Below are 22,229 nucleotides of genomic sequence, written 5' to 3'. Positions count from 1 at the left end.
CGTCAGCGCTGCGGGCCCCCGGCGCGCCGTCGCAACTCGTCGATGCGTCGCCGGACGTCCTCGGCCTGCGGGACGCTCGGGTCCCGCTGCAGATACAGCTCGAGCGTGTGGGCCGCCGCCGCGAAGTCACCGAGCTGCTCCTCGGCTTTCGACAGATTGTGCAGGAGGGGTGACTTGCACGACAGGACGTACGAACGCGCGAACGCGTCCGCTGCCGACGCGAAGTCACCGTCTTGGTAGGCGTTGACGCCGGCGCTGAAGGTCCGCTTCGCGGCCTCGAGATCACTCTGTTCGCTTGGCACCTTGCACTCGAGCGAGCGGGCGCCGGAGGACGAGGCGGACGCTGGCGGTGGGGCGGTGCTCGGCTCGCTCGGCTCGCTCGCAGCCTCAGGGACGACGATGGAGCGCGCGGGCGGAGGCCCAGGTTCCCGCGCCGCGCACCCGGCCACGGCGAGGAGGAACGCGAGGGTGACGTCTGCCCGAGTTCGCGCACGCATGAGCCTGCTCCAGCTTCGCACCGTCGCCTCGTTCGGACCAGACACCCGCTCGAGCAACGGCTCCCCTCACCCCAAATCCTCCCGCCCTTCCGCCTTCCTGTAATTTTTCTGCCTCCCCTGCTCCCCTCACCCCAAATCCTCCCGCCCTTCCGCCTTCCTGTAATTTTTCTGCCTCCCCTGCTCCCCTCACCCCAAATCCTCCCGCCCTTCCGCCTTCCTGTAATTCCTCCGACTCCCCTGCTCCCCCGCGAGCCAAGCTTCCAACCGCAAGTCCGCCGCGCCCGCGGCGCGAGCGTTGCCCTGTGCGAGTCGCAACGCGGCCACCTTCCGCGCTCGCACCAAGTCGCGCCCACCCGTCGCGGTCCAGAGGGCGTCCACCTCCGCGTCACTCAGCGCTCGCCACTGCCCCAGCGGCAGGTCACCCAGCGAGAGCGGCCCCACGCTCCTTCGGTGCAAGGCCTGCAGATGGAAGCCAAGCGCCCGCAGCATGCGGCGGATCTGCCGATTTTTTCCCTCGTTCAGCGTGACCAGGAGCTCGGTGAGATCCGAGGTGCGGTGGAGGACCTCGATCGCCCGCGCGCGCACGTGCTGCTCCCGCACCACGAAGCCCTCGAGCATCTGCGCGAGGCGTGGGTCGTGGTCTTCGACGACCTCGTTCAGCCACAACCAGTAGATCTTGTCGGTGTGGTGCTCCGGATGCAGCACGGCGTGGGCCAGATCCCCGTCGCTGGTGAACAGGAGCAACCCCGACGTGTCGCGGTCGAGACGCCCAATGGGAAACACCCCCGGCGGCATCGCTTGCAGAAACCCGCTCAGATCCGCGCGCCCCTCGGGATCTCGCGCCGTGGAGGTGACGGAGAGCGGTTTGTTCAGCATCAGATGCGTGTGATCGGCGCGCAGCCGTAGCGCCACGCCGTCGAGGGTCACAGTATCTTCGTCGAAGACCAGCGGGGTCGGGTCGAGTGCCGCGCGGCCCTCGATTCGCACGCGCCCCTCGGAGAGCGCTTGCTCCACCTGCTTCACCGACAACGGCGTGCAGTCCTTGAGGTACTTGTCGAGACGCCGGGGGACGAACACTCCGCTGGAGGAGTAACACGACTTGGGGCGCGACTTGCCCCAGACGCCCTACGCCGCCCGCGTGCTCTGCGCTGCCGCCCACCACACCTCGAGATCTGCGAGCGCTCGCGCCGCCAGCGCTTCGTACCGCGCGCGCTTCTTGAGTCTTCCGCCTTCGAGTGGCGGCAGATGCGCAAACGTGATGTTCGAGGGTTGGTAGTCGGCGTTGGGACGCGACAGGTGCGTGAGCAAACCGCCGTGGGCCGTCGTCACCGGCGGCGGCACGGGCGTGCGCCCCGCCAGTTGTTCCGCGACGAAATAGGCCGCGAGCCAGCCGCCCGCGGCGCTCTCGACGTAACCCTCGGTCCCGGTGATCTGCCCCGCGAAATACAGGCCCGGCTCACCCACCAGCTCGAGGGTCGGGCCCAGGCACTTCGGCGCGCAGATGAAGGTGTTGCGATGCACCGAGCCCATGCGCAGGAACTCCGCCTGCTCGAGGCCGGGGATGGTGCGGAACACCCGCGCCTGCTCGGGCCACGTCATGCGGGTCTGGAAACCCACCAGGTTGTACGCGCTGCCGGCCGCGTCTTCCTTGCGCAACTGGACCACGGCAAAGGGCCAGCGGCCGGTGCGCGGGTCGTCGAGGCCGACGGACTTCATCGGACCAAAACGCAAGGTGAGCTCACCCCGCGCGGCCATCACCTCGACGGGCAGGCAACCTTCGAAGTAACGCACGTCCTCGAAGCTCTTCGGCTCGACCTTCTGGGCACGCCGGAGCTCGTCCACGAACGCGAGATATTGCTCGCGATCGAGCGGACAGTTGACGTAAGCCTGCTGGTCCGCCTCGGTCTCGCCCTTGCCGTAACGCGAGGCCACGAAGACCTTGTCCCAGTCGATGCTCTCGGCGTCGATGATCGGCGCAATGGCGTCGTAGTACGCGAGGTGCTCGCTGCCGACGCGCCGCGCGATGTCCGCCGCGAGCTCCGCGCCCGTGAGGGGTCCGGTGGCAACGATGCAGGGCCGCGCCGCGGGCATGCTCGTGATGACCCCGTCGATGACCTGAATGCGCGGCTCGCTCCGCACACGCCGGCTCATCTCCGCGGCGAAGGCCTCGCGGTCGACGGCGAGCGCGCCGCCGGCGGGGACCTTCGTGAGCTCGGCGACCTGCATCACGTGGGAGCCGAGCCGTCGCATCTCCTCCTTCAAGAGGCCGACGGCGTTCGAGAGCGCCGCGCCGCGGAACGAGTTCGAGCACACGAGCTCACACAAGGAGTCGCTCGACTGCGCCTCGGTGCGGGCGACCGGCTTCTGTTCGAAGAGGCGCACCGGGATGCCGCGGGCGGCGAGACTGAGCGCGGCCTCGCAGCCCGCGAGGCCCGCACCGATGATCGAGACCTCCGCGGCCGCGGTCACGGCGAGAGCGACTCGGCAGCGTCGGGTGGCGCGTGCGACGAGCGCACGGTGCCGGACTCGGGCGCGCCATCCCCACCCGGTTGCAGCACACCCTCGCCGACCTCCTCGATCTCGCGGGAGTAGCCGCACTCTTTGCCGCGCGGGCAGACGATCTTCTTCTTCTTGCCCGTGGTCTCGGTCAAGAAGGGGTGTTTGCACAGCGGACAGGGCTCGTCGATGGGGCGCTGCCAGATCTTGAAGTCACACTCGGGGTACTTGGTGCAGCCGTAGAAGGTCTTGCCGCCGCGCTTCTTGGAGCGGATCTCTACGATGTCACCGCCGCACTTGGGACACGGCACGCCGAGCGGCAGAGGCCGGGCGTTCTTGCAGGCCGGGTAGCCGCTGCACGCCATGAACTCACCGAAGCGCCCGGTCTTGATCACCATGGGCTTGCCGCACTTGTCGCATTCGACGTCGGTGAGCCTGGGCGGCGGCGCGGGCACGCCGTCTTTGCCGAGGTCCCGCGTGAATTTGCACTTCGGGTAGGCCTCGCAGCCCAGGAAAAAGCCGTTCTTGCTCCAGCGCTTGAGCAGGAACGAGTCGCACTCGGGGCACTTCTCTTCCGTGCGCTCCGGCTCCGGAGCCCAGCGCTTCTGCTTCTTCGCGACGTCGAGCACCTCGCGAAAGCGTTTGTAGAAGCGGGACAGGAGCTTCACGCGCTCGAGGCGGCCGGCTTCGACCTCGTCGAGCTCCTCCTCCATCTTGGCCGTGAAGTCGGGGTCCATGAAGTCGAGGTTGGTGGACAGCAGCCCGGACACCACGATCTTGCCGAGCTCCGTCGGTTTCATCTGTCCGCCCGGGAGCTTCTCGACGTAGTCGCGCGCTTGCACCTTGCTGATGATCTCCGCGTAGGTGCTCGGCCGGCCGATGCCACGCTTCTCGAGCTCACGCACCAGCGAGCCCTCGTTGAAGCGCGCGGGCGGCTGCGTGAACTTCTGCTCGGTGAGCACACCCGGCGGCGTCACGAGGTTGAGCTCCTCGTTCTCGTTGAGCTCGGGCAGGGTCCCGTCGTCGCTGTCGAAGCCCAGGGTCTTGACCGTCTCGCCGGAGGGCGGCGGCGGCACACTGTCCCGCGCCTCAGCCTCGTTGGCTTCGTCTTCGCCCGCGAGCTGCTCGTTGTCGCCGAACGTGCCCTTGCCGTACTCGGCGAGCCAACCGGCGAACTTCAGGACCTTGCCGTTGGCGCGCAGCGTGAGCGACTTGTGGGTCGCCCCTTTGTGAGTGGGCGTGGCATCGATGTCGACGGCCGTCTGGTCGTAGACCGCGGGCGCCATCTGCGACGCAACGAAGCGATCCCAGACCAGCTTGTAGAGCTTGAACTCCTCGGCCGTCAGGTATTTCTCCACCAGCGCCGGCGGAAACTCGAGGGAGGCGGGGCGGATCGCCTCGTGGCCCTCCTGGGCGTTCTTCTTGCTGCGAAAAGCGTTGGGCTTCGCCGGCAGGAACTCCTTGCCGTACTTTTCGGCGATGTGCACGCGCACGTCGTCGATCGCGTCCTGGCTCACGCGCACGCTGTCGGTACGCATGTAGGTGATGAGGCCGACCGCGCCGCCGTCCTTCTTGAGGTCGACGCCCTCGTAGAGCTTCTGCGCGACGCTCATCGTGCGCTTGGCGGTGAAGCGCAGATACCCCGTCGCATCTTGCTGTAGCTTGCTGGTCGTGTACGGAGCGGGCGCATTGCGCTTCTGCTCCTTCTTGGTGACCGTGGCGACTCGGTACTTGGCCTGCTCGAGATCGGCGCGAATGGCGGCCGCCTGAGCCCCGTTCGTGACCTCGACCTTCTCGCCGTTCACGCGAGTGAGGCGTGCCACCAGCGGGGCTGACTTCTTGCTCTTCAGGGCCGCGCCGATGTTCCAGTACTCTTCCGAGACGAAGGCCTCGATCTCGCGCTCCCGCTCGTCGATCAAACGCAGCGCGACGGACTGCACTCGACCGGCGGAGAGGCCGAACGCGAGTTTGTTCCACACGAGCGCCGACACGTCGTAACCGACGATGCGATCGAGAACCCGGCGGCAGCGCTGGGCATCATAGAGGTGTTCGTCGAGGGCCCGGGGCTGCGAGAGCCCCTTCTGGACGCCCTTCTTGGTGATCTCGTGGAACTCGACCCGCTGCACTTCGAGCTTGGGGCGCTTGAGCTCCTCCGCGATGTGCCAGGCGATGGCCTCTCCCTCGCGATCGGGGTCGGTTGCGAGGAGCAGGCGCTCCGCCTTCTTGGCGTGGGCCTTGAGCTCGACCAGGACCTTGGCCTTGGCCTCGATGACCTCGTAGGTCTCCTTGAAGCCGTCCTCCACGTCGATGCCCATGCGCTTGGGCAGATCTTTGACGTGACCCTTGCTCGCCAGGACCTCGAACCCGGGGCCCAGGTACTTCTTGATGGTCTTGGCCTTGGCCGGTGATTCGACGACGACGAGGGTCTTCTCCATGACAGCCTGAACCCCTCCTCATGCGCTCCGAAACCTGGAGGCGCAACCCCGTTCCCCGGGGTGAAGGCATCAAAAATCAATGCTTTCGACGGGTTACGGTTCTCCCTTGGCGGGAGGGGGCCGCTACTAACACGCCTTCCAGCGTCAGAGTCAAGAGCGCGTGTTGGACGCGCGGCACATCGAGCCCCGTTCGCTGAGCGATTTCGTCGGGATGGGGGAGGCCGCCAGAAATTGCCTGGAGCACCGCTCGGCAGTCCGGGTCGGGGTGCCATTGGGTCGGGGGTGGTGGCTCCGGGAGGCTCGGCGGCTCGGTCTCCTCGCGGGCGGGGGCGGGCGCCGGCGCGGGCACTGGCGGGGGCGCCCCCGCGCGCCCGAGGGCGTGCAGCTGCCGGTCAGCCAGGCGGCGGAGCACGTCGTCGGGGCCCAAACACAGCTCGGCACCGCGGCCGAGCTCGACGGACCAGCAGGCGCCTCTTCGGTTCCAGGGCGCGTGCGGCACCACCAGGAGCGTGCGCCCGAGGGCGCGAGCGTGTTTCGACGCGTTCAGGGCCCCGCTCCGCCAGGGCGCCTCGCTGATCACCACCACATGCGCGAGCGCTGCCATCAGCGCGTTGCGGGGAAGAAGCGGGTGCGGCTCGCTGCAACGTCCGGTGCGTGTTCCGACACCAAGGCGCCGCCACCGGCCACGACGCGCTCGAACAACTCGGCGTTGGCCTCGGGAAACGGCCGCTCGAAACCCGATGGCATCACGACGACGGACACTCCGCCCACGTCGAGGGCACCTTGATGAGCAGCCGTGTCGATCCCTTCCGCGCCTCCGGAGAGCACCGCCACTCCGGCTCGCGCGAGCGCTCCCGCGAGGTGTCGGGTGTACGTCTCACCATCCAGGCTGGGCGCTCGTGTGCCGACGATGGCGACCGCCGGACCGCGCGGCAGCTCACCGCGCACGTAGAGCTGCGCTGGGGGACGCGGCAGGTCGCGAACGCGCGGCGGGAGGCGGGCGTCCGTCAGAACGTCGAAAGCGGAAGGTGGCTGCACCGTCCGCGTATCGGCTCACCAATCGGGCAGTTGCGCGCGGCCGCGCTTCCCGTCACTTCTTGTAAGCCTGCACGCCCACCAGCCCCTGACCCTTGAGCACGTGCATGTCGATCTTCACCGGTAGCGCGGTCGGATATGGGTTTCGCACGCACTGGTCGTTGGGACCAACGGTTGGATCCACACCGCCGGCGCCGCTCTGCGCGAGCACCTGCGGTGGCATCGGCGGCGCGGTCAAGATGTTGATCTGGTAGTTGAAGACACCGGGATTTCCGAAGCCCACGAAGGTGAAACAGCTGTTCGGCGGCAGCGTGAACATCGCCTCGGCGTGGCCATCTTGTTGCAACTTGGCGGTCATCAGCTGTCCGTCGGGCCGTTTGCCCTTGGCGTCGGTCTGCGCCTTCATCTTGATGCCCGCTTCGAGCTGCGAGGTCTCGCCGCCCGTCAGGAGCCCGAAGGTCGCAGCGCCGCCGGCGAGCGCGCCGGCGATGATCGCCTGCAGCGCGTTGGGGTCGTTGCCGACGCTGCCGAGCGCGGGCACCTGGCCCGGCTGGGGCTGACACGGTTGACCCGGCTGACACGGTGCGGGGCTGCCCGCGTCGGGTGCCGCTGCAGTGGGGCCGGGTCCAGGACCGCCGCCGCTTCCGTATGGACCGCCCGACTGCCCCTGTTGAAACCCGGACTGCGCATCCTGGCCCGAGTCCTTCTTCTTGCAGTTTGTGAGCGCAACTGCGCTCACAATGGCGAGGCTGAGAACGATGGTCGACGTCATCAATCGCATGCTCGGGGCTCCCTCGGTTCGCCGAAAACGACGGCTCGGAGTCTATACCCACACCACCCCACAGTGCCAGGACCTGTGCTAACAGGCGTTGGGTGAAGGTCGTCGTCGCGACACACGGACACTGCTTCGACGGGCTGGCGAGCGCGGTGGTGTTCACACGCCTGCTCGGTGCGATTGGCGGCCCGAAGCGCAAGTGTGTGTACCGCGCGTGCGGCTACGGCAACGGCCAGACTCGCGCCGATGCCACGCTGCTCTGCGGCGACGAGAACGCGATCTTGGACTACCGCTACTCGGCGGTGGGGAACGTGACCTGGTTCTTCGATCACCATCGCACAGCCTTTCAGACGAGCGACGACCAGGGCGTATTCGAAGAGAAAAAGGCCGGCGGGCGCTACTTCTACGATCCGGACTACAGCTCCTGCACCAAGCTCATTGCCGACGTGGCCTGGCGCCACTTCGCGCTGAACGACCCAGCGCTGGCAGATCTGGTGCACTGGGCGGACATCGTGGACTCGGCCCGCTTCGACTCCCCCGAACACGCCATCAGCCGCACCGAGCCCATCATGCGCATGGTGAGTGTGGTGGAGCACTACGGCGACGATGGTTTCCTCGAGCGCATGGTGCCCGAGCTCTTGAAGAAACCGCTGGCCGAGGTTGCTCGCTCACAGCTGATCGAGGACCGCTACAAACCGCTGGGTGAGAAACAAGGTCGCTTCGTCGAGCGCGTGCGGGAAAAAGGTCAGCGCATGGGGCGCGTCGTGTTCGTGGACCTGACCGAGACGGTGCTCGACAGCGTCGGCAAGTTCGTCACGTACGCCCTCTTCCCCGACTCGGTCTACTCGGTGGTGGTCGGAGTGCTCAAGAGCGGCGCCAAGGTGAGCGTCGGTTACAACCCCTGGAGCGGCAAACCCCTCGACACCGACATCAGCGCGATCTGCGCGCGCTACGGCGGCGGGGGTCATCCGGTGGTCGGGGCGATCGCGTTCCGGGCGGCCGAGGTGGACCGGGCGCGGGAGATCGCCCGCGCCATTGCCGAAGAGCTGGCGTGACGCCGCCCGCGGCTCGGGGTTTCCGTCGCAGGCCGGGAGCTCCGCCGCTGGTGCTGGGTCACCGCGGGGCGCGGCGCGAAGCGGCCGAAAATAGCCTCGAGGCCTTCGAGCTCGCGGTGCAACGGGGGGCGGCGGGGGTCGAGCTCGACGTGCGGTTGGACGGCAGCGGCCGCGTCGTGGTGGCGCACGACCGGAGCCTCGAGCGCGTGACGGAGCAGCGCGACGTGCGCGACATCGAGAAGCTCGACGCGAGCGAGCTCGGCCGCGTTCAGTTGGCGGGCGGCGCACACATCCCGACTTTGAACGAGGTCCTCGACTGGGCGGAGGCCGGCGGACACCTGTTGAACGTGGAGCTGAAGCGGGACGTGACGGAGCGACGCCAGCTGGTGTGGCGCGTGGCAAAGCTGCTCCGCGCGCGGCGTTTCAGCCGTGAACAGCTGCTGCTCTCGTCGTTCGATCCGCTGTTCGTGCGAGCGCTCACCTGGCTCTTGCCCGAGGTACCGTCCGCGTGGCTCGTGCACGCAAAACAGCGCGTGCTCAGGTGGGCGCCGGCCTTTCGCCGGCTGGGCGCGGTTGGCGTTCACCCGGAGCTCGCCATCGCGACCCCCGAGCGCATCCGACGCTGGCAGCGCGCCGGCGCGCTGGTCAACGTGTGGACGGTGAACGAACCCCACGACGCCCTGCGCCTGGCCGACGCGGGCGTCGACGCCCTGATCAGCGACGTGCCCGACGTGATCGTGCACGCGCTTCGTCAGCGCCGTTCGCCATGAAACACCAGCGCCTCGACATTCCTGCCCCGCTCAATCCGCCCCTCCCCGTTCTCCGCCCCTCCCCTTTCCTCTGCGCCCTTCCCCTTCCGTTCTCCGCCCCTCTGCTTCTCCTCCGATCCCCAAATCCTCTCCGCCCTTCCCCTTCCGCTCTCCGCCCCTCTGCTTCTCCTCCGATCCCCAAATCCTCTCCGCCCTTCCCCTTCCGCTCTCCGCCCCTCTGCTTCTCCTCCGATCCCTAAATCCTCTCCGCCCTTCCGACTTCCTGTAATTATTCTCCCGCTGACCTCGCACCCCGCGCATCACGCCGAGATGCGCCCGCCCCGCGCGTCTCGTGTGCTCGGCGCCGGGCGCGCGCTGCGTCGGGTGTCGGCCATGGCCGCCAGGATCTCTTGCACCACCATCACCCCCGCGTGCGCGGTGATCTCCGAGACGTCGTAGGGCGGGCAGAGCTCGACCACGTCGAAGCCGACGATCTCGCTGCCGACGAGCGCCCGCAGGATCTGCTGCAGCTCCCACGCGGTCATGCCGCCGGGCCATGGGATCCCCACGCCGGGTGCCTGCGCCGGGTCGAGGGCCGCGATGTCGACGCTGACGTAGACCGGTCCTTGGCGCACGACCTTGCGCAAGGTGCTCACCGCCGAGTGAAGATCCCACTTCACCTCGTCCACGTTCACGATCTCGAACCCTTGACCCATCGCAAACGCGAGGTCCCCGGAGGTCGAGTACGGCCCTCGGAGCCCGATCTGCACGGTCCAGTCCGGACGAATGAGACCCTCGGTGACGGCGTGTCGGATCACGCTGCCGTGGTGGATGTCGCGCCCCCAGGCCGGGCCTGCGGTGTTGCTGTGGGCGTCGATGTGGACCAAACCCACACTCTTGAGCTTCGCCCGGTGAATGCCGCGCAGCGCGCCGAGGGTGAGCGTCTGATCGCCACCGATGAAACCACCGATGACCCCCGAGCGCGCGATGGCCTCCGCCCGCGCTGCAACCGCCTCGATGGCCGCGTCCAGATCGAATGGCGAGAGCACGACGTCGCCGCCGTCCGCCGCCCGGAGCTCGTCGAACACGTCGATGCCGAGCGCCGAGGAGAAACCACGGGCGAGCGCCGACGCGTCGCGCACTGCGCGCGGGCCGAAGCGGGCACCGGAGCGATAGGTCGAACCGCCGTCGAGCGGCACACCGACCAACAGCACGTCGACCGCTGGAACCGCGTCGCCGTCGGGGACCGCCGGCAGGCGAAGGAAGGTCGGAACCCCCGCAAAGCGCGGCATGCGTTCGGTCGGAACGGGACTGAACGGCGTGTGTTTGCCATCGGGCTCGAACGGTGTCGTTTCGACCTTGCGCTCGGCCCGCTTCGCCGCGGCCTTCTCGCGCTCGGCCGCGCTCTTCAGCGCGCGCCCCCGGGCCTGCGCCCGTTCTTTCGCCTTTGCCAGGCGCTCCGCCCGCGCCGCATCGACCTGTGCCGCTCGGGCCTTGCGCTTCTTGGCCATCTCGACGGGGAACTATACGAGATTACCGCAGCCACCGGATCGTCAATCGGCGCACACCGAGCGGCGGATCGTCACGCCCCGCGGTGGACCCTGACGGAAAGACCCTTCGGGCAGGGGCGGGTTGTGCACGACGTCCTTGTTTCTGAGGACCAGCTCCTGGTCGGTGTCCGGGGTCACCAGGCGGAGCCGCCGCGGGATCTCGGCGTGGCACTCCGGACCGCTCGGCATCAGCGTGGGCTCGAGACCGTCCTGGTCTTTGCGCGGAGGAGCCGTGCTCGCCGCCACGTGGTCGGCCAGATAGGCGTGGTACAGATCCATGCCGTGCTGCGCGACGCGTACCTCGAGCACTCGCACGCGTTGTTTTTCCCACGGCTCGGCCCAGTCGTTCGGGTTCGGCTCGAGGTGGATCTCCTGAGTGGCCGAGTGTTTGCTGGTCACCCGGAGCACGTAGACGCCCCCTTCCCAGGCCAGCGTCGCCTGGGGTTGTTCGTGCACGAGCACCGGCGCCTCGCCCCGGAGTAGCTGGGCCAGCGCAAAAGGGGGCACGGGCACCTGGGTGAAGCGCATCACGTTGCAGGTGTTGGCCGGACCGGAGAGGAACGACTTCTCGCGCAGATCGTAGAGCGCGAAGTCACGCCCGTCGGCGGTGAGCGTCGAGAGCGTCACGCCGAAAGGACTGAACACGTCGAACCGGAGCGAGTCCGGCAACATGCTCATGTAGAGCACGTTGCCCCGAACCCGACCCTGCTCGCCGAAGTAATCGAGCTTGGCTTCGCCCTGGATGCCGCGACTGCACGCGTAGGTCGCGTGCATGCGTGCCAGCGCGTCCTGAGCGCTCGGAAACTGAGACGGCGGGGGGGAGCGGGTGCAGCCCCCGAGCGCCGCACAAAGGGCGCCGAAGGCTGCTGTCTTGCTGGCGCGCACCCCGCCCGAGGTCATGACCCGCGCAGCGCCTCGAGCAGCTCGAAGTCGATGATCGGGAGCGACACCCGGGTCTCGAGCACCGCAACGCCGTGTTCTTCGCACAAGCGAGCGAACCCGATGCCATCGACCAGCGCGACCGGAGCCGCACCAACGGCCGAGGCCTCTTCGCGCGCGCCGCTCAGGACCTGCCCGGTCGTCACGAGCCAGCCAGCAGCGGCAGAGCCGTAGTGGTGGAGCGCACCGCGCAGCTCGGTCACGCGTTCACGCCCGATTTCGCGCCCGTCACGCCGAACCACGATGGCCGTCGGCATGTTTCCGCTCGGCCCCCGAGCAACGGCAGACAGATGCAGCTCGGTGCCCGGGGAGCCGGGACGGCGAACCATCTGGATGTCTGTCATGCCCACTCGCTCGAGCAGCAAGCACACGAGCTCGCCGATGGCGCGCGGAGGCAAGTCTTGCATCTTCCGAAGCAGCGACCGCCGCACCGCCTCGCGGTAACGGTCGGCTTGCGCCAGCACGTCCCGCTCGAGTCGCAGTGCCTCTGCGTCGATGGCCCACTCGGTGAGCGCAAGGCGACCTCCGCTGATCCGAAAGCGGGGGCGAGCTCCGTTGGCGGAGCGGCGCAGATTGTCGGCGCGCGCCGCAGCCAGGATCAGCCCCTGTGCTGCCTGGAAGTCCCCGGTCAGCCGCCCACGCCGCTGGGCGAGATCGGCCACTTTCTGCACACCCACCGGACCACCGCCGCGGTCGAACGTGCCGAGCAGCGCGGCCACCGCGTCTGCGAGGGGTTTGGCTGCCAGCTCGTCGATCGGCCCGCCGGGATCATCGCGTCGGTCGCGATCTCGATCTCGATCGCGGTCGTCACGACGCTCGCGATCGTCGCGGCCACGACCTCGGTCACGACCTCGGTCCCGATCCCGATCGCGCTCCAGGGCGCCGCCCCGATCTCGCTCACGGTCCGGACCTGGCTCCGCGTCACCGTCGACCTGAACGTCGGCGGGGGCGTCGGAGACGGTATAGGTTGGAAGATCGTCGCCGCTGCTGCGCGGCTCGTCTCGCTCAGTTCCGCGACCGCCACGACGGCGACGGCGACGGCGACGGCGACCATTCGCGTCCGCGGCCCCCTCACCTTCGATGTCCTCTTCGCCCTCTGCGTCGTCAGGACGGCCGAGGATCGGAAGATCGTCGTCGTCCTCTGCCTCGAACAACTCCGTCGCGCCAGCAGCTCGCTGCTCGCGCGCCATTTCCTCGGCGTCGGTCTTGACGGGAGGGGCGTCGTCTTCGTCGTCCTCGTCGCCGGCATCGGCACTGACCAAGACCTCGTCGTCGTCGTCGTCGTCCGCGCGCTTCGCCGGGGTGATCGGGGAGAGATCGAGCTTCGCGTGTTTGGCGATCTCGAGCGCCGGGGTGCGGTCCGCGAGCCCCTTGTCGATGGTGGCTTTGTCCCAATCACGCAGGGCAAAGACGCCAGGTTTGATCCGAACGAGAGGATTTTCCTTGTCCCCCTTTTTCACGAGCGCTGCGAGCCGTGCCCCCATGGTCACCTCCGGGCTCTTGCCCACGTGGCTCAGCAGGTTCTTCTCGATCGCGACGTCCGTAATCTCCTTATAGTGTAGAGGTTTGCCTACGAGGCGCAGGACCTGCGCCGCAGCTTCCGTAAAAGTCATTCTGAGTCTCTGGGTTCTTGGAGAACATTTTCGTTCTCTCGGGTGGCATGCCTGGGAAGCGATCATCGCTCCCTCCTCCGGCAATACACACACGCGCGGTGCGCCATACCACGGCCGCTTGGCCGCGGGGAACCGGAATTCACGGACGCCAGGCTTCGGCCGCCGTTCGATAAGCGTCGAGTGTGGGCTCGTTGAACAGCACGAACCGCACGAGCTTGGGCTGCTTCCCCTCGCCCACCCCACGCCGGACTGCGTCGAGGGCGACCTTGGCGGCAAGCTCTACCGGGTAGCCGTAGACCCCGGTGCTGATCGACGGGAACGCAACACTCTCCAGCTCCCGCCGCCGGCAAAGCTCGAGCGCCTTCGTGTAACAGCGCGCGAGGAGCTTGGGCGCCGCTTCCCCTTCGCGATCGTAGATCGGACCCACGCAGTGAATGACCCACTTGGCGGTGAGACCGAAGCCGGGTGTGATCACGGCAGCGCCGGTCTCGAGCAAGCCACCGGGAAGATCGCGCTTCAGCTCTCGGAGCGCTTCGAGCAACTCGGGACCCGCCGCGCGGTGGATCGCGCCATCGACGCCGCCCCCACCCATGAGCATCGAGTTGGCGGCGTTGGCGATGGCCACGGTGTCGGACTCCGTGAGGTCTCCGCGGCAGAGCTCCAACTCCGCCCCACCCAAACTGTAGCGGTGCATCGGCGTAACTAAAGAGGATTTGCCCGCGTCGTAAAGCCCGGCGCGCCGGCCCCCGGATTTCTGCTGTAGACTGTGGAGTCTCGGCGCAAGCGATCCTGGCGGAGCACCGACGGGGGGCGAGCGGCACGAGGGAGGAGCAGCGCATGACACGCCGGCTTCGCCGGCCCCCACGTCAGTGAAGCGACATGAGTCGCGAAGTCGTCTCGGGTCAGCCCTTCGGGTGATCCAGGGAGGGAGTCCGATGGCAGCGAGTGTTCCGCGGAGGAAGATGCACGACGCCAAGCCTGCGAACGATCCGGAGCGACTGCTCGACGAGCTCGTGGCCTTTGCCCGAGGAATGGGGATCAGCGTGCGCATGGAACCGATGCGGCTGGCGATGCACCACGCGTCGGGTGGACTCATTCGACTGAACGGTCAGGCCCTGGTGTTGATCGACTCGAAGAGCCCGCTGTTCGATCGGGTCCTCACCTTGGCGGACGCCGTGGCTCCCCTGGCGGTCACTCCCTTGCCCGAGTCCCTGAGCCCCGAGTCGCGCGAGCTGATCGAGACCGCGCGCGCCAAGCGCGAAGGCCGCGCCGGGCGCGGTGAGAGCCGGGAGCGACAGGTCAAGGTCTTTGCCCGCCCCAAGCCCGGACTCCGGCGCACGCGTCCGCGCTGAGCCGGATTGTCGGAAGGGGCAGCGCGCCGTGATAAGACCGCGGCGACGTGGAGCTCTCGGAAAATGTACCTCTCGCGGCCCTCACGACCCTGGGCGTCGGCGGCGCGGCCGCACTGTTCGGCGTGGTGCGCTCCGAGGTTGACGCTCGGGAGGCTGTCGCGCTCGCGCGGACACGCGGCGTGGAGCTCCGGGTTCTCGGTGGCGGAAGCAACGTCGTCATCGCTGACGACGGAGTGCCCGGCCTCGTGGTCTCGATGGCCAACCGGGGTTGTGTGTGGGGCGACGACGGGGAGGTCACGGTCGCCGCGGGCGAGGTGTGGGACGAGTTCGTTGCCAGCGCGGTGTCGCGGGGACTCGCCGGCGTCGAGTGCCTGAGCGGCATTCCCGGGCTGGTCGGGGCGACGCCGATCCAGAACGTGGGGGCCTATGGCCAGGAGGTCAGCGAACGCATCGAACGCGTGCGCTTGCTCGACCGGCGGACCGGCGAGACCCTCGAGCTCGACAACGCGAGCTGTCAGTTCCGGTACCGCGACAGTTTCTTCAAGAGCGAGGCTCCGGAGCGCCACCTGGTGCTCGCGGTCACCTTTCGTCTGTCACCCGGCGGAGCGCCGAGTGTGAGGTACCCGGAGCTCGAGCGCGAGCTCGCGGCGAGGGCGGCGGGGGAGCCGGGGCTCGCGCGCGTGCGCGACACCGTGATCGAATTGCGGAGGCGAAAGAGCATGGTGCTCGACCCCCAGGACGAGAACGGTCGCAGCTGCGGCTCGTTCTTCGTCAACCCGATCGTCGACGCGACGGCGGCTGACCAGGTCGCTGCCCGAGCTGGCGTTGCGGAGCTGCCGAGGTACCCCCAGCCGGACGGCAGCGTGAAGCTCAGCGCCGCGTGGTTGATCGAGCGTGCGGGGCTCGCGCGCGGCACTCGCGATGGCAACGTGGGCCTGTCGACCAAACACTCGCTGTGCATCGTTGCGCACCCGGGCGCCCGGGCCGCGGACATCCGGCGCTTTGCCGAGCGGGTCAGGCTGACCGTTCGCGACCAGCTCGGTGTGCAGCTCGAGCCAGAGCCCGTGCACTGGGGCTTCGAAGCGTGACGGAGGGGTGAGAGCGTCAGCTCGTCGGCGCTACGCCGGCGTAGACGGCCTCGATGGCCTGATCGAGCTTGTCGATCTCCGTGCCGCCCGCCTGCGCCATGTCGGGGCGACCGCCACCGGAGCCGCCCACGATGGCGGCAATCGGGCGGATCAGCTCGCCCGCCTTGAACCGACCCGTGAGCGGCTTCGACACGGTCAGGACGAGCTGCGCCTTGCCCTCGGTCTCGGAGCCCACGAGCACGATACTGTCACCCAGTTTGTCCCGCAGCTGCTCCGCGAGCTCGCGCAAGGCGCCGCGATCGGCGACGTCCGCCTTCACACCCAGCACCTTGACGCCCCCGATCTCGCGTACGTGCCCGAGCAGCGCTTCGAGTCCGCCGCCACCGGTGAGCAGCTTCTTCGAGAGCTCGTCGACCTTCTTTTCGAGCGACTTCGTCTCGGCCACGAGCTTCTCGATCTTCTCGACCAGATCTTTGGGCGACGCCTTTGCAGCCTGCGCCGCACGCTCGAGATCGTGTTCGACCGCTCGTAGGTGAGCCAGCGAGCCCTCCCCCGTCGTGGCTACGATGCGGCGCACTCCGGCGGCAATGCCCTGCTCGAGCTGGATCTTGAACAGACCGATGTCCCCCGTAGCCCGGGCGTGCGTCCCACCGCACAGCTCGACGCTCTCGAGCATGCTCAGCATGCGCACCGTGTCGCCGTACTTCTCTTCGAAGATCATCATGGCGCCGCGCTTCTTGGCCTCTTCCATCGAGAGCACCTCGGTCCGAACCGGCGCGTTGGCGAGCGTGCGCTGATTCACGAGGTCTTCGATCTTGCTGAGCTCTTCGCTGCTCAGCGGCTTGCCGTGGGTGAAGTCGAAGCGCAGGCGGCCGGGCCCCACGAGCGAGCCCTTCTGCTGGGCATGGCTGCCCACCACTTGCCGGAGCGCCCAGTGCAACAGATGGGTGGCGGAGTGACTGCGCCGAATGCCCTCGCGCCGCTCGACGTCGATGGCAAGCGTGGCCTCCTCTCCGACGGCGACGCTGCCCTCTTCCACGACACCGCGGTGCACACTGAGGCCCGCGACGGGGCGCAAGGTGTCTTCGATCCGGAGCCGCCCCGCAGGCAGCACGATGCTGCCCTGATCCCCGGCCTGCCCGCCGGACTCCGCGTAGAACGGCGTGCGCTCGGTCACGATCTCGACGGAGTCACCCGCGGCTGCGCGCTCGCACAGGGCGCCGTCCTTGACGATGGCAACGACCTTGGACTTGTCGGTGTCGCGCTCGTAACCGCTGAAGACCACCGTGCCCTGGGGCAGGTTGCCGAGCGCATCTCGGTAGACGGACTCGACGGCCTGCTCCATGCCGCGGAACTCGCTCTTTTTGCGCGCCTCTTCCAGTGCGGCGTCGTAACCCGCGTTGTCCACCGCGTAGCCGCGCTCGGCGCAGATCACCTGGGTCAGGTCGAGCGGGAAGCCGTAGGTGTCGTAGAGCTGGAAGGCGTCAGCGCCGGGCAGCTCTTTCTGCCCGGTCTCGTCCATGCCGCCGAAGGCTTGATCGAGCAGCGAGAGCCCGCGCTCGATGGTCTGACGAAACCGCGTCTCTTCCCCCTCGGCGACCGAGCGGATCATCTCGCGTCGCTCGACGAGCTCCGGATATTGCTCGCCCATGTGCGTCACCACCAGATCGGCGACCTGGTGCAAGAACGGCTCGTTGATGCCCAGGCGATGCCCGTGGCGAATGGCCCGGCGCATGACGCGCCGGAGCACGTACTCACGCCCGGTTCGGTCGGGCATGATGCCTTCGGCGATCAGGAACGCGGTCGTGCGCGCGTGATCCGCGATCACCCGCATGGAGACCTCGTCCGGCGTCATGCCACCCTGATAACTCTTCTTCGACAGCTCGGCAGCGCGGTCGACCAGTGTGCGCAGCAGATCCGACTCGTAGTTGCTGGTCTTTCCCTGGACAATGCCCGCCAGGCGCTCGAGCCCCATGCCGGTGTCGATGCTCGGCGCCGGCAAGGCTTCGAGCGCGGACTCCTTGGTCTTCTTCTCGAACTGCATGAAGACCAGGTTCCAGATCTCCATCCAGCCATGACCCTGGGCCGTCTGCTCCTCACCGAAGCGCGCCAGGTCGACCTCGGGGCCGACGTAGTAGTGAAGCTCGCTGCAAGGACCGCAGGGGCCCGTGTCTCCCATGGCCCAGAAATTGTCGGCCATGCCGAGACCCAGGATGCGCTCCTCACCCAGCCCGGTGATCTTGCGCCACAGGTCCCGCGCCTCGTGGTCGGCGGGCACGTCGCCCTCACCCTTGAAGTAGGTGAAGACGAAGCGCTGCGGATCGAGGCCGATGTCCTTGATCAGGAAGTCCCAGGCGAAGACGCAGGCCTCCTCCTTAAAGTAGTCGCCGAAGCTGAAGTTGCCCAGCATCTCGAAGAAGGTGTGGTGCCGCGGGCTCGGGCCGACGTTCTCGAGGTCGTTGTGTTTGCCGCTGATGCGGATGCACTTCTGACTGCTCGCCGCCCGCTGATAGGCGCGCTTCTCGCGGCCGGTGAAGCAGTCCTTGAACTGCACCATTCCGGCGTTCGCGAACATCAAGGTTGGGTCGTTGGGTGGCACCAGCGCGCCGCTCTCGACGACGGTGTGGCCACGGGACCGGAAGAATTCGAGGAACGCTCGACGCAGCTCCTGTGAGGTCTTCGACATGGGGCCCCGGGGTCTAGCACAGGGGCCCGCGCGCCGCGCGCGCGTAGTAGCATCGCACCCCGACAGATGGCTGACGCCCTACTCGCCTACCTGGAGGCCCGTGATCTCGGTCGTATCGAGCAACGGGTCCCACTGCGCGGAAAACTCTCCGTCGCCGGTGGCGCGCGGCGCCCGGCCAGCCTGCTGCGTACCTCGCGCGGGCTGTATCTGGCGGCGGCGGACAGCGCGGCAGACGGCGTGCTCCTGTCGCTGCTCGAGCGGGACGACCTGCGCTACGAGCGCGGCGCACTCGGGGACGAGCTCCGCATCACGGGGACCGAGCTCTCGGTCCCGATGGCTGCGCGGCGCGAGGCGCGTCAGTGCATTGCGGTTGGTCGGCTCGGAGGCGACCCGACGAGGGCCGCGCCCGAGATCGGGCGTCACGTGCTGCCGCTCGGGCCGGTGGAGCGTGCGTTCCTCGCGGGCTTCCTCGAGCCGGGTGAGCTGATGCTGGCGATGCGCGAGACCGACAAGGACGCCCCGGTCGAGTCTCGACTGTCGCCTGGCATGAGCGGCACCGGCTACCTGTTCGTCAGCGACCAGCGGGTGGCGCGGGTGGTGCTGTCACCCCTCGGGGATCGCCGCATCGAACCCCTCGAAGGTGTGCGGCTGACGCTCGACGACGGCCCGGTGAAGACCGACGTGGTCGCTGGGCGTTTTCGCTGGCGAGTTCCTCGCTCCGAGACCGACCTGTGGCGGGAGATCTTGGCGGGCGCCGAGGTGAGCGGGGCGGGGCGGCTGCTCGCGTTTGCGCGTGCCAACTGGCTCGGTCGCGCGGATCCCGTGGCCCGGGCGTTCGGTCGCACGTTGCTCGATCGGCTGCGGGAGGCGCGAGATCCACTAGCTCTGGCTGCGGCGTTCATGCTTGCGGTCGACGCTTCCGAGCTCGCCCCCGCCGAGCACGAGGTGGATCTGCTCGTCGACGAGCTCGACTCCAGACACTCGCCGCCCGAGGCGCTCGCGGAGCTGTGGACGGATTTCCGGCTGTCGCCGGAGGCCGCGGTACACTTGAACGACAGCCTGCGGCGGCGCGGAAGTCGCGCGGAACCCTGGGCGCTCGAGCTGCACGAGCGGCTGCACTCGAGGCTGACCGAGCTGCGCCAAGATCCGAAGCGACTGGCTCGCGCCGACGTCGAGCTCGCCGAGCACCTGATCGAGTCCGGACAGCGTGAGCGCGCGCGCGACCTGCTCGAGGCTCGCCTGCTCGTGCTCCCGAGCGAGGAGCTGCTCGACCTGTTGCCGAGTCAGGACACCGATCTCACTGCGGGTGCCGGCGGACAGGTCTTGCGCATTCGTGTGTTCGAGCTCCTGGCCGAAGCCCGCCGCACGCCAGAGGGCCCGTGCCCGCGGGCGGTCGCGGAGCTCGCGCGCCTGCAACCGCTCGTGCACACCCGGGTCGAGGCGCTGGCCCAACGCGCAACGGGGCAGCTGGCCGAGCGCGCCGCGCGCGTGCTCTCGGTGCTCGCGCCGGGCGGCCTCGAGCGGCACGACCTACCGATTGGCGAAGATCCGGCGCCGCTCTCCCAGACGTTGCTCGCCGATGTTCTGCCTCACCCGGCCGCACGCGAAGACAGCGTGGTGCTCGGGCGGATCCAATCGCTGCTCGCGGCGGTCCCCGAGCCGGACCACGGCACCTTGCTCGAATACGTGGAGCCGATCAGCGTGTCGCGTCGGCCGGTGCCGGCGCGAGCGCTGATGCGCGCCGCGCGGCTACTCGGTGTGCAGCACATGGAGGGCTTCATCTCTCGGGGCAAGAAGGGCATCGGACTGCGCTCGTACGAAGGTCCGCCGGCCTTCGTGCTGGTGGGGGGGCGCCATCTCGAAGACGATCCGGACTACGGAATGAGCGAAGCAGAGCTCCAGTTCGCCGTCGCAGCCGAGGTCGCCCACGTGGCGTTTGGTCACGCGCGGGTGACGTCCAGCGAGGTGTGGCGGGGATTGTTCGAACGCAGCCGCGAGGGGTTCGATCTGCTGCTGGGGGTCCTGCCGCTATTTCGCAGCTACCGTTTTGCGGAGAAGGCGTTCCAGATCTTGCAGAAGGTCCCGACCAGCACCATCCAGCGCGTGGTGGGCGGCGCGAGCGCGGTACGCAAGCGGCTGGCGAGTCGGCCCGATCTCGGCGTACCTCACGAGAGCGACGACGTGCTCTCCGCCATGCACGAGGATCTGGTGGCGACGGCCCGCGTGATGCAGCTCACGGCGGATCGCGCCGGGCTGGTGGCGTGCCGCAATCTCGCGGCCGCGCTGCGCGCGATTCTGCTCGTGCGACCCGATCACAAACAAGAGCTGGCGCTGGCGGAGCAGGACGGTGCGCTCGCGGTATTGCGCGAGCGGAGCGCGGACGGTCACCTCGCGCATCAGGATCTCGCGGTGCGCATCGCGGCGCTGGTCTCGTTCTACTTGTCGGACGACTACGCGCGGCTCATCGCGGGCTGAGCACGACACACCTAGTCCGGCAAACGCTCGGCGACCATCCAGACGCCGCCGGCGTCGACCATGTACTGCTCTCGACGAAACCGTTCGTCTTGCCCGGGGCGAGCTCCGCTCCGAGCGCGACTCCCACCCGTCGTGTCGACGCTCCGTGTGTCGGTGTCGATGTTGCGCACGGTCGCCCGCACGAATCGAAGCCCCTCGCCGCGCAGCGTCGTGTACGGGTAGCGCTCCTCGGCTTCGGTGCGACGCCCGAACAGCACGTCGATCTTGGAAAACCCGATGAAGAACGAGTCACTTCTGTCGACCAGTGTGACCTCGTAGCCGTCGCGCAGGCGCGCGCCGAGGCCCCAGCGCCGTTTCGAGCCCGCCGAAGCCCGCACCAAGGATCTTCACGAATCACCGCCTGTTGGGGGAAGTAGTGGAGCGCCCGTCAGCTCGGCAGCCCGAGCTCGCGCCAGTTGAGCATGCCACCCTTCAGGTTCGCGACCCGGGTCAGGCCGGCCTTCTGGAGAATGTTGGTGCCCAGACCCGAGCGTTTGCCCGTCCCACACACAACGACGACCGGTTTGTCCGAGGGCACGTCGGCAACCCGAGCCCGCAGCTCCTCGAGCGGCACGAGCTGCGCCCCTTCGAGGTGGCCGAGCTCACCGTCGAACTCGGCGGCCGAGCGCACGTCGAGCAGGTGCAGGTCGCTCCGGTGACGTGCGACCCACTCCGCGGCGATTTCTGGGAGCCCCGCGTACGTCAGCCCCACCGGGCCCCAATCCGGCGCGCGCGGGACCTGGCCGTCTTCGGGTTTTCCCGAGCGCATGTTGGCCGGCAACGCGACCTCGAGCTGTTTTGGGTGCGGCAACCCGAGGTTCTGCATGTAGCCGACGAAGTCCTCTTCGCGCGCCTTGCCGCCAATGCGCGGATTGAAGCTGCGCTCCTCACCGATGGTGCTCGAGGCGCGCCCCTCGTAGTCGTGGCCCGGGCACACCACGCAGTCGTCGGGCAGCGAGAAGAGCTGCTCGCGAATCGAACGAAAGAGCTGTGCGGCGTTGCCCTGCTGGAAGTCCGTACGGCCGGCACCCCGAACGAGCAGCGCGTCGCCGGTGAAGACCCGTTTGTGGTCGGCGCTCACGAACGCCAAGCAGCCGTCGGTGTGGCCGGGCGTCGCCCGCACCTCGAGGCTCTGCGCGCCGAAGCGAATCACATCGCCATGGCCGAGCGGCTGGTCCACATTCTCGGCGCCGCAAGCGCGGGCGAGCGCAATCTTGCTGCCGAAGGCCTGTTTCATCAGCCAGGCGCCCGTCACGTGGTCCGCGTGGCAGTGGGTGTCCAGCGTCAGCTGGAGCTTCAGCCCGAGCTCGCGGATCAACGCCGCGTCGCGCGCGTGTCGCTCGAAGACCGAGTCGATCAGCACCGCCTCGCCCGTGGCCTCGTCGGCAAGCAGATAGGTGTACGTGCAGGAAACCAGGTCAAACAGCTGCCGGAAGGTCATTTGT

At 68.3% G+C, this 22,229-nt stretch carries 19 protein-coding genes; 5 read left to right on the top strand and 14 right to left on the bottom strand.

Annotation, left to right across the window (positions count from 1 at the left end):
- Nucleotides 1-2 precede the first annotated feature (2 nt).
- The 7 genes from IPI67_12725 to IPI67_12695 form a co-directional block, all read right to left on the bottom strand.
- Nucleotides 3-497: a hypothetical protein gene (locus IPI67_12725; GenBank protein MBK7581064.1), complete on the bottom strand. Its 495-nt coding sequence runs from the start codon at nt 495-497 to the stop codon at nt 3-5.
- A gap of 186 nt (nt 498-683) precedes the next feature.
- Nucleotides 684-1,574: an rRNA pseudouridine synthase gene (locus IPI67_12720; protein MBK7581063.1), complete on the bottom strand. Its 891-nt coding sequence runs from the start codon at nt 1,572-1,574 to the stop codon at nt 684-686.
- Nucleotides 1,575-1,622: 48 nt separating this feature from the next.
- On the bottom strand, nt 1,623-2,966 hold the full coding sequence (gene trmFO, locus IPI67_12715; protein MBK7581062.1) for a methylenetetrahydrofolate--tRNA-(uracil(54)-C(5))-methyltransferase (FADH(2)-oxidizing) TrmFO: 1,344 nt from the start codon (nt 2,964-2,966) through the stop codon (nt 1,623-1,625).
- A complete protein-coding gene (topA, locus tag IPI67_12710) occupies nt 2,963-5,428 on the bottom strand; it encodes a type I DNA topoisomerase (GenBank protein MBK7581061.1) in 2,466 nt (821 codons plus the stop codon). Before topA ends, trmFO begins: the two co-directional genes overlap by 4 nt.
- Before the next feature lie 76 nt (nt 5,429-5,504).
- Nucleotides 5,505-6,032 (bottom strand): hypothetical protein, encoded by a 528-nt coding sequence (locus IPI67_12705; protein ID MBK7581060.1) that lies wholly within the window; start codon nt 6,030-6,032, stop codon nt 5,505-5,507.
- Nucleotides 6,032-6,466: a DNA-processing protein DprA gene (locus tag IPI67_12700; GenBank protein MBK7581059.1), complete on the bottom strand. Its 435-nt coding sequence runs from the start codon at nt 6,464-6,466 to the stop codon at nt 6,032-6,034. Before IPI67_12700 ends, IPI67_12705 begins: the two co-directional genes overlap by 1 nt.
- Nucleotides 6,467-6,518: 52 nt before the next feature.
- Entirely contained in the window at nt 6,519-7,244 is a 726-nt protein-coding gene (locus tag IPI67_12695) for a hypothetical protein (protein MBK7581058.1), read from the bottom strand.
- A gap of 92 nt (nt 7,245-7,336) precedes the next feature.
- Between IPI67_12695 and IPI67_12690 the strand changes: the two genes are divergently transcribed.
- Complete coding sequence (locus IPI67_12690; protein MBK7581057.1) at nt 7,337-8,293, top strand: hypothetical protein; 957 nt, start codon at nt 7,337-7,339, stop codon at nt 8,291-8,293.
- Nucleotides 8,290-9,063, top strand: a complete 774-nt coding sequence (locus tag IPI67_12685) for a glycerophosphodiester phosphodiesterase (GenBank protein ID MBK7581056.1) — start codon at nt 8,290-8,292, stop codon at nt 9,061-9,063. Before IPI67_12690 ends, IPI67_12685 begins: the two co-directional genes overlap by 4 nt.
- 299 nt (nt 9,064-9,362) lie before the next feature.
- Here IPI67_12685 and IPI67_12680 read toward each other — a convergent pair whose 3' ends face one another.
- The 4 genes from IPI67_12680 to IPI67_12665 all read right to left on the bottom strand — a co-directional run bounded on the left by IPI67_12680 (nt 9,363) and on the right by IPI67_12665 (nt 13,838).
- Nucleotides 9,363-10,553 (bottom strand): arginase family protein, encoded by a 1,191-nt coding sequence (locus IPI67_12680; protein MBK7581055.1) that lies wholly within the window; start codon nt 10,551-10,553, stop codon nt 9,363-9,365.
- A gap of 42 nt (nt 10,554-10,595) precedes the next feature.
- Nucleotides 10,596-11,492 carry a hypothetical protein gene (locus IPI67_12675; protein MBK7581054.1) on the bottom strand — a complete coding sequence of 299 codons (897 nt, stop codon included), beginning with the start codon at nt 11,490-11,492 and terminating at the stop codon, nt 10,596-10,598.
- On the bottom strand, nt 11,489-13,144 hold the full coding sequence (locus tag IPI67_12670) for a restriction endonuclease (GenBank protein MBK7581053.1): 1,656 nt from the start codon (nt 13,142-13,144) through the stop codon (nt 11,489-11,491). The genes IPI67_12675 and IPI67_12670 overlap by 4 nt, the downstream gene beginning before the upstream one ends.
- Before the next feature lie 139 nt (nt 13,145-13,283).
- Nucleotides 13,284-13,838, bottom strand: coding sequence for an O-acetyl-ADP-ribose deacetylase (locus tag IPI67_12665; protein ID MBK7581052.1), 555 nt, complete (start codon nt 13,836-13,838; stop codon nt 13,284-13,286).
- A 241-nt stretch (nt 13,839-14,079) separates the two neighbouring features.
- Between IPI67_12665 and IPI67_12660 the strand changes: the two genes are divergently transcribed.
- Complete coding sequence (locus tag IPI67_12660) at nt 14,080-14,496, top strand: hypothetical protein (GenBank protein ID MBK7581051.1); 417 nt, start codon at nt 14,080-14,082, stop codon at nt 14,494-14,496.
- Nucleotides 14,497-14,543: 47 nt separating this feature from the next.
- Nucleotides 14,544-15,584, top strand: coding sequence for a UDP-N-acetylmuramate dehydrogenase (locus IPI67_12655; GenBank protein MBK7581050.1), 1,041 nt, complete (start codon nt 14,544-14,546; stop codon nt 15,582-15,584).
- Between the two features lie 16 nt (nt 15,585-15,600).
- On the opposite strand, the gene alaS is transcribed toward IPI67_12655, so the two are convergent.
- Entirely contained in the window at nt 15,601-18,270 is a 2,670-nt protein-coding gene (gene alaS / locus IPI67_12650) for an alanine--tRNA ligase (protein MBK7581049.1), read from the bottom strand.
- Nucleotides 18,271-18,336: 66 nt separating this feature from the next.
- On the opposite strand from alaS, the gene IPI67_12645 reads away from it, so the two are divergent.
- On the top strand, nt 18,337-20,745 hold the full coding sequence (locus IPI67_12645) for a hypothetical protein (protein MBK7581048.1): 2,409 nt from the start codon (nt 18,337-18,339) through the stop codon (nt 20,743-20,745).
- Nucleotides 20,746-20,756: 11 nt separating this feature from the next.
- On the opposite strand, the gene IPI67_12640 is transcribed toward IPI67_12645, so the two are convergent.
- Nucleotides 20,757-21,122 (bottom strand): hypothetical protein, encoded by a 366-nt coding sequence (locus IPI67_12640; protein ID MBK7581047.1) that lies wholly within the window; start codon nt 21,120-21,122, stop codon nt 20,757-20,759.
- A gap of 50 nt (nt 21,123-21,172) precedes the next feature.
- Nucleotides 21,173-22,225, bottom strand: coding sequence for an MBL fold metallo-hydrolase (locus IPI67_12635; protein ID MBK7581046.1), 1,053 nt, complete (start codon nt 22,223-22,225; stop codon nt 21,173-21,175).
- Between the last annotated feature and the right edge of the window lie 4 nt (nt 22,226-22,229).

Source organism: Myxococcales bacterium (assembly GCA_016706225.1).
Classification (GTDB): Bacteria; Myxococcota_A; Polyangia; order Polyangiales; family Polyangiaceae; genus JADJKB01.
Note: the sequence above shows the minus strand (reverse complement) of the source record. Positions and strands in the feature narration are given on the sequence as shown.

Bases quoted from the DNA above. Each gene is read 5' to 3' on its own strand.
- IPI67_12725 (MBK7581064.1), bottom strand. From the start codon at position 497: ATGCGTGCGCGAACTCGGGCAGACGTCACCCTCGCGTTCCTCCTCGCC.
- topA (MBK7581061.1), bottom strand. From the start codon at position 5,428: ATGGAGAAGACCCTCGTCGTCGTCGAATCACCGGCCAAGGCCAAGACC.
- IPI67_12705 (MBK7581060.1), bottom strand. From the start codon at position 6,032: ATGGCAGCGCTCGCGCATGTGGTGGTGATCAGCGAGGCGCCCTGGCGG.
- IPI67_12695 (MBK7581058.1), bottom strand. From the start codon at position 7,244: ATGCGATTGATGACGTCGACCATCGTTCTCAGCCTCGCCATTGTGAGC.
- IPI67_12680 (MBK7581055.1), bottom strand. From the start codon at position 10,553: ATGGCCAAGAAGCGCAAGGCCCGAGCGGCACAGGTCGATGCGGCGCGG.
- IPI67_12675 (MBK7581054.1), bottom strand. From the start codon at position 11,492: ATGACCTCGGGCGGGGTGCGCGCCAGCAAGACAGCAGCCTTCGGCGCC.
- IPI67_12670 (MBK7581053.1), bottom strand. From the start codon at position 13,144: ATGACTTTTACGGAAGCTGCGGCGCAGGTCCTGCGCCTCGTAGGCAAA.
- IPI67_12665 (MBK7581052.1), bottom strand. From the start codon at position 13,838: ATGCACCGCTACAGTTTGGGTGGGGCGGAGTTGGAGCTCTGCCGCGGA.
- IPI67_12660 (MBK7581051.1), top strand. From the start codon at position 14,080: ATGGCAGCGAGTGTTCCGCGGAGGAAGATGCACGACGCCAAGCCTGCG.
- alaS (MBK7581049.1), bottom strand. From the start codon at position 18,270: ATGTCGAAGACCTCACAGGAGCTGCGTCGAGCGTTCCTCGAATTCTTC.
- IPI67_12645 (MBK7581048.1), top strand. From the start codon at position 18,337: ATGGCTGACGCCCTACTCGCCTACCTGGAGGCCCGTGATCTCGGTCGT.
- IPI67_12635 (MBK7581046.1), bottom strand. From the start codon at position 22,225: ATGACCTTCCGGCAGCTGTTTGACCTGGTTTCCTGCACGTACACCTAT.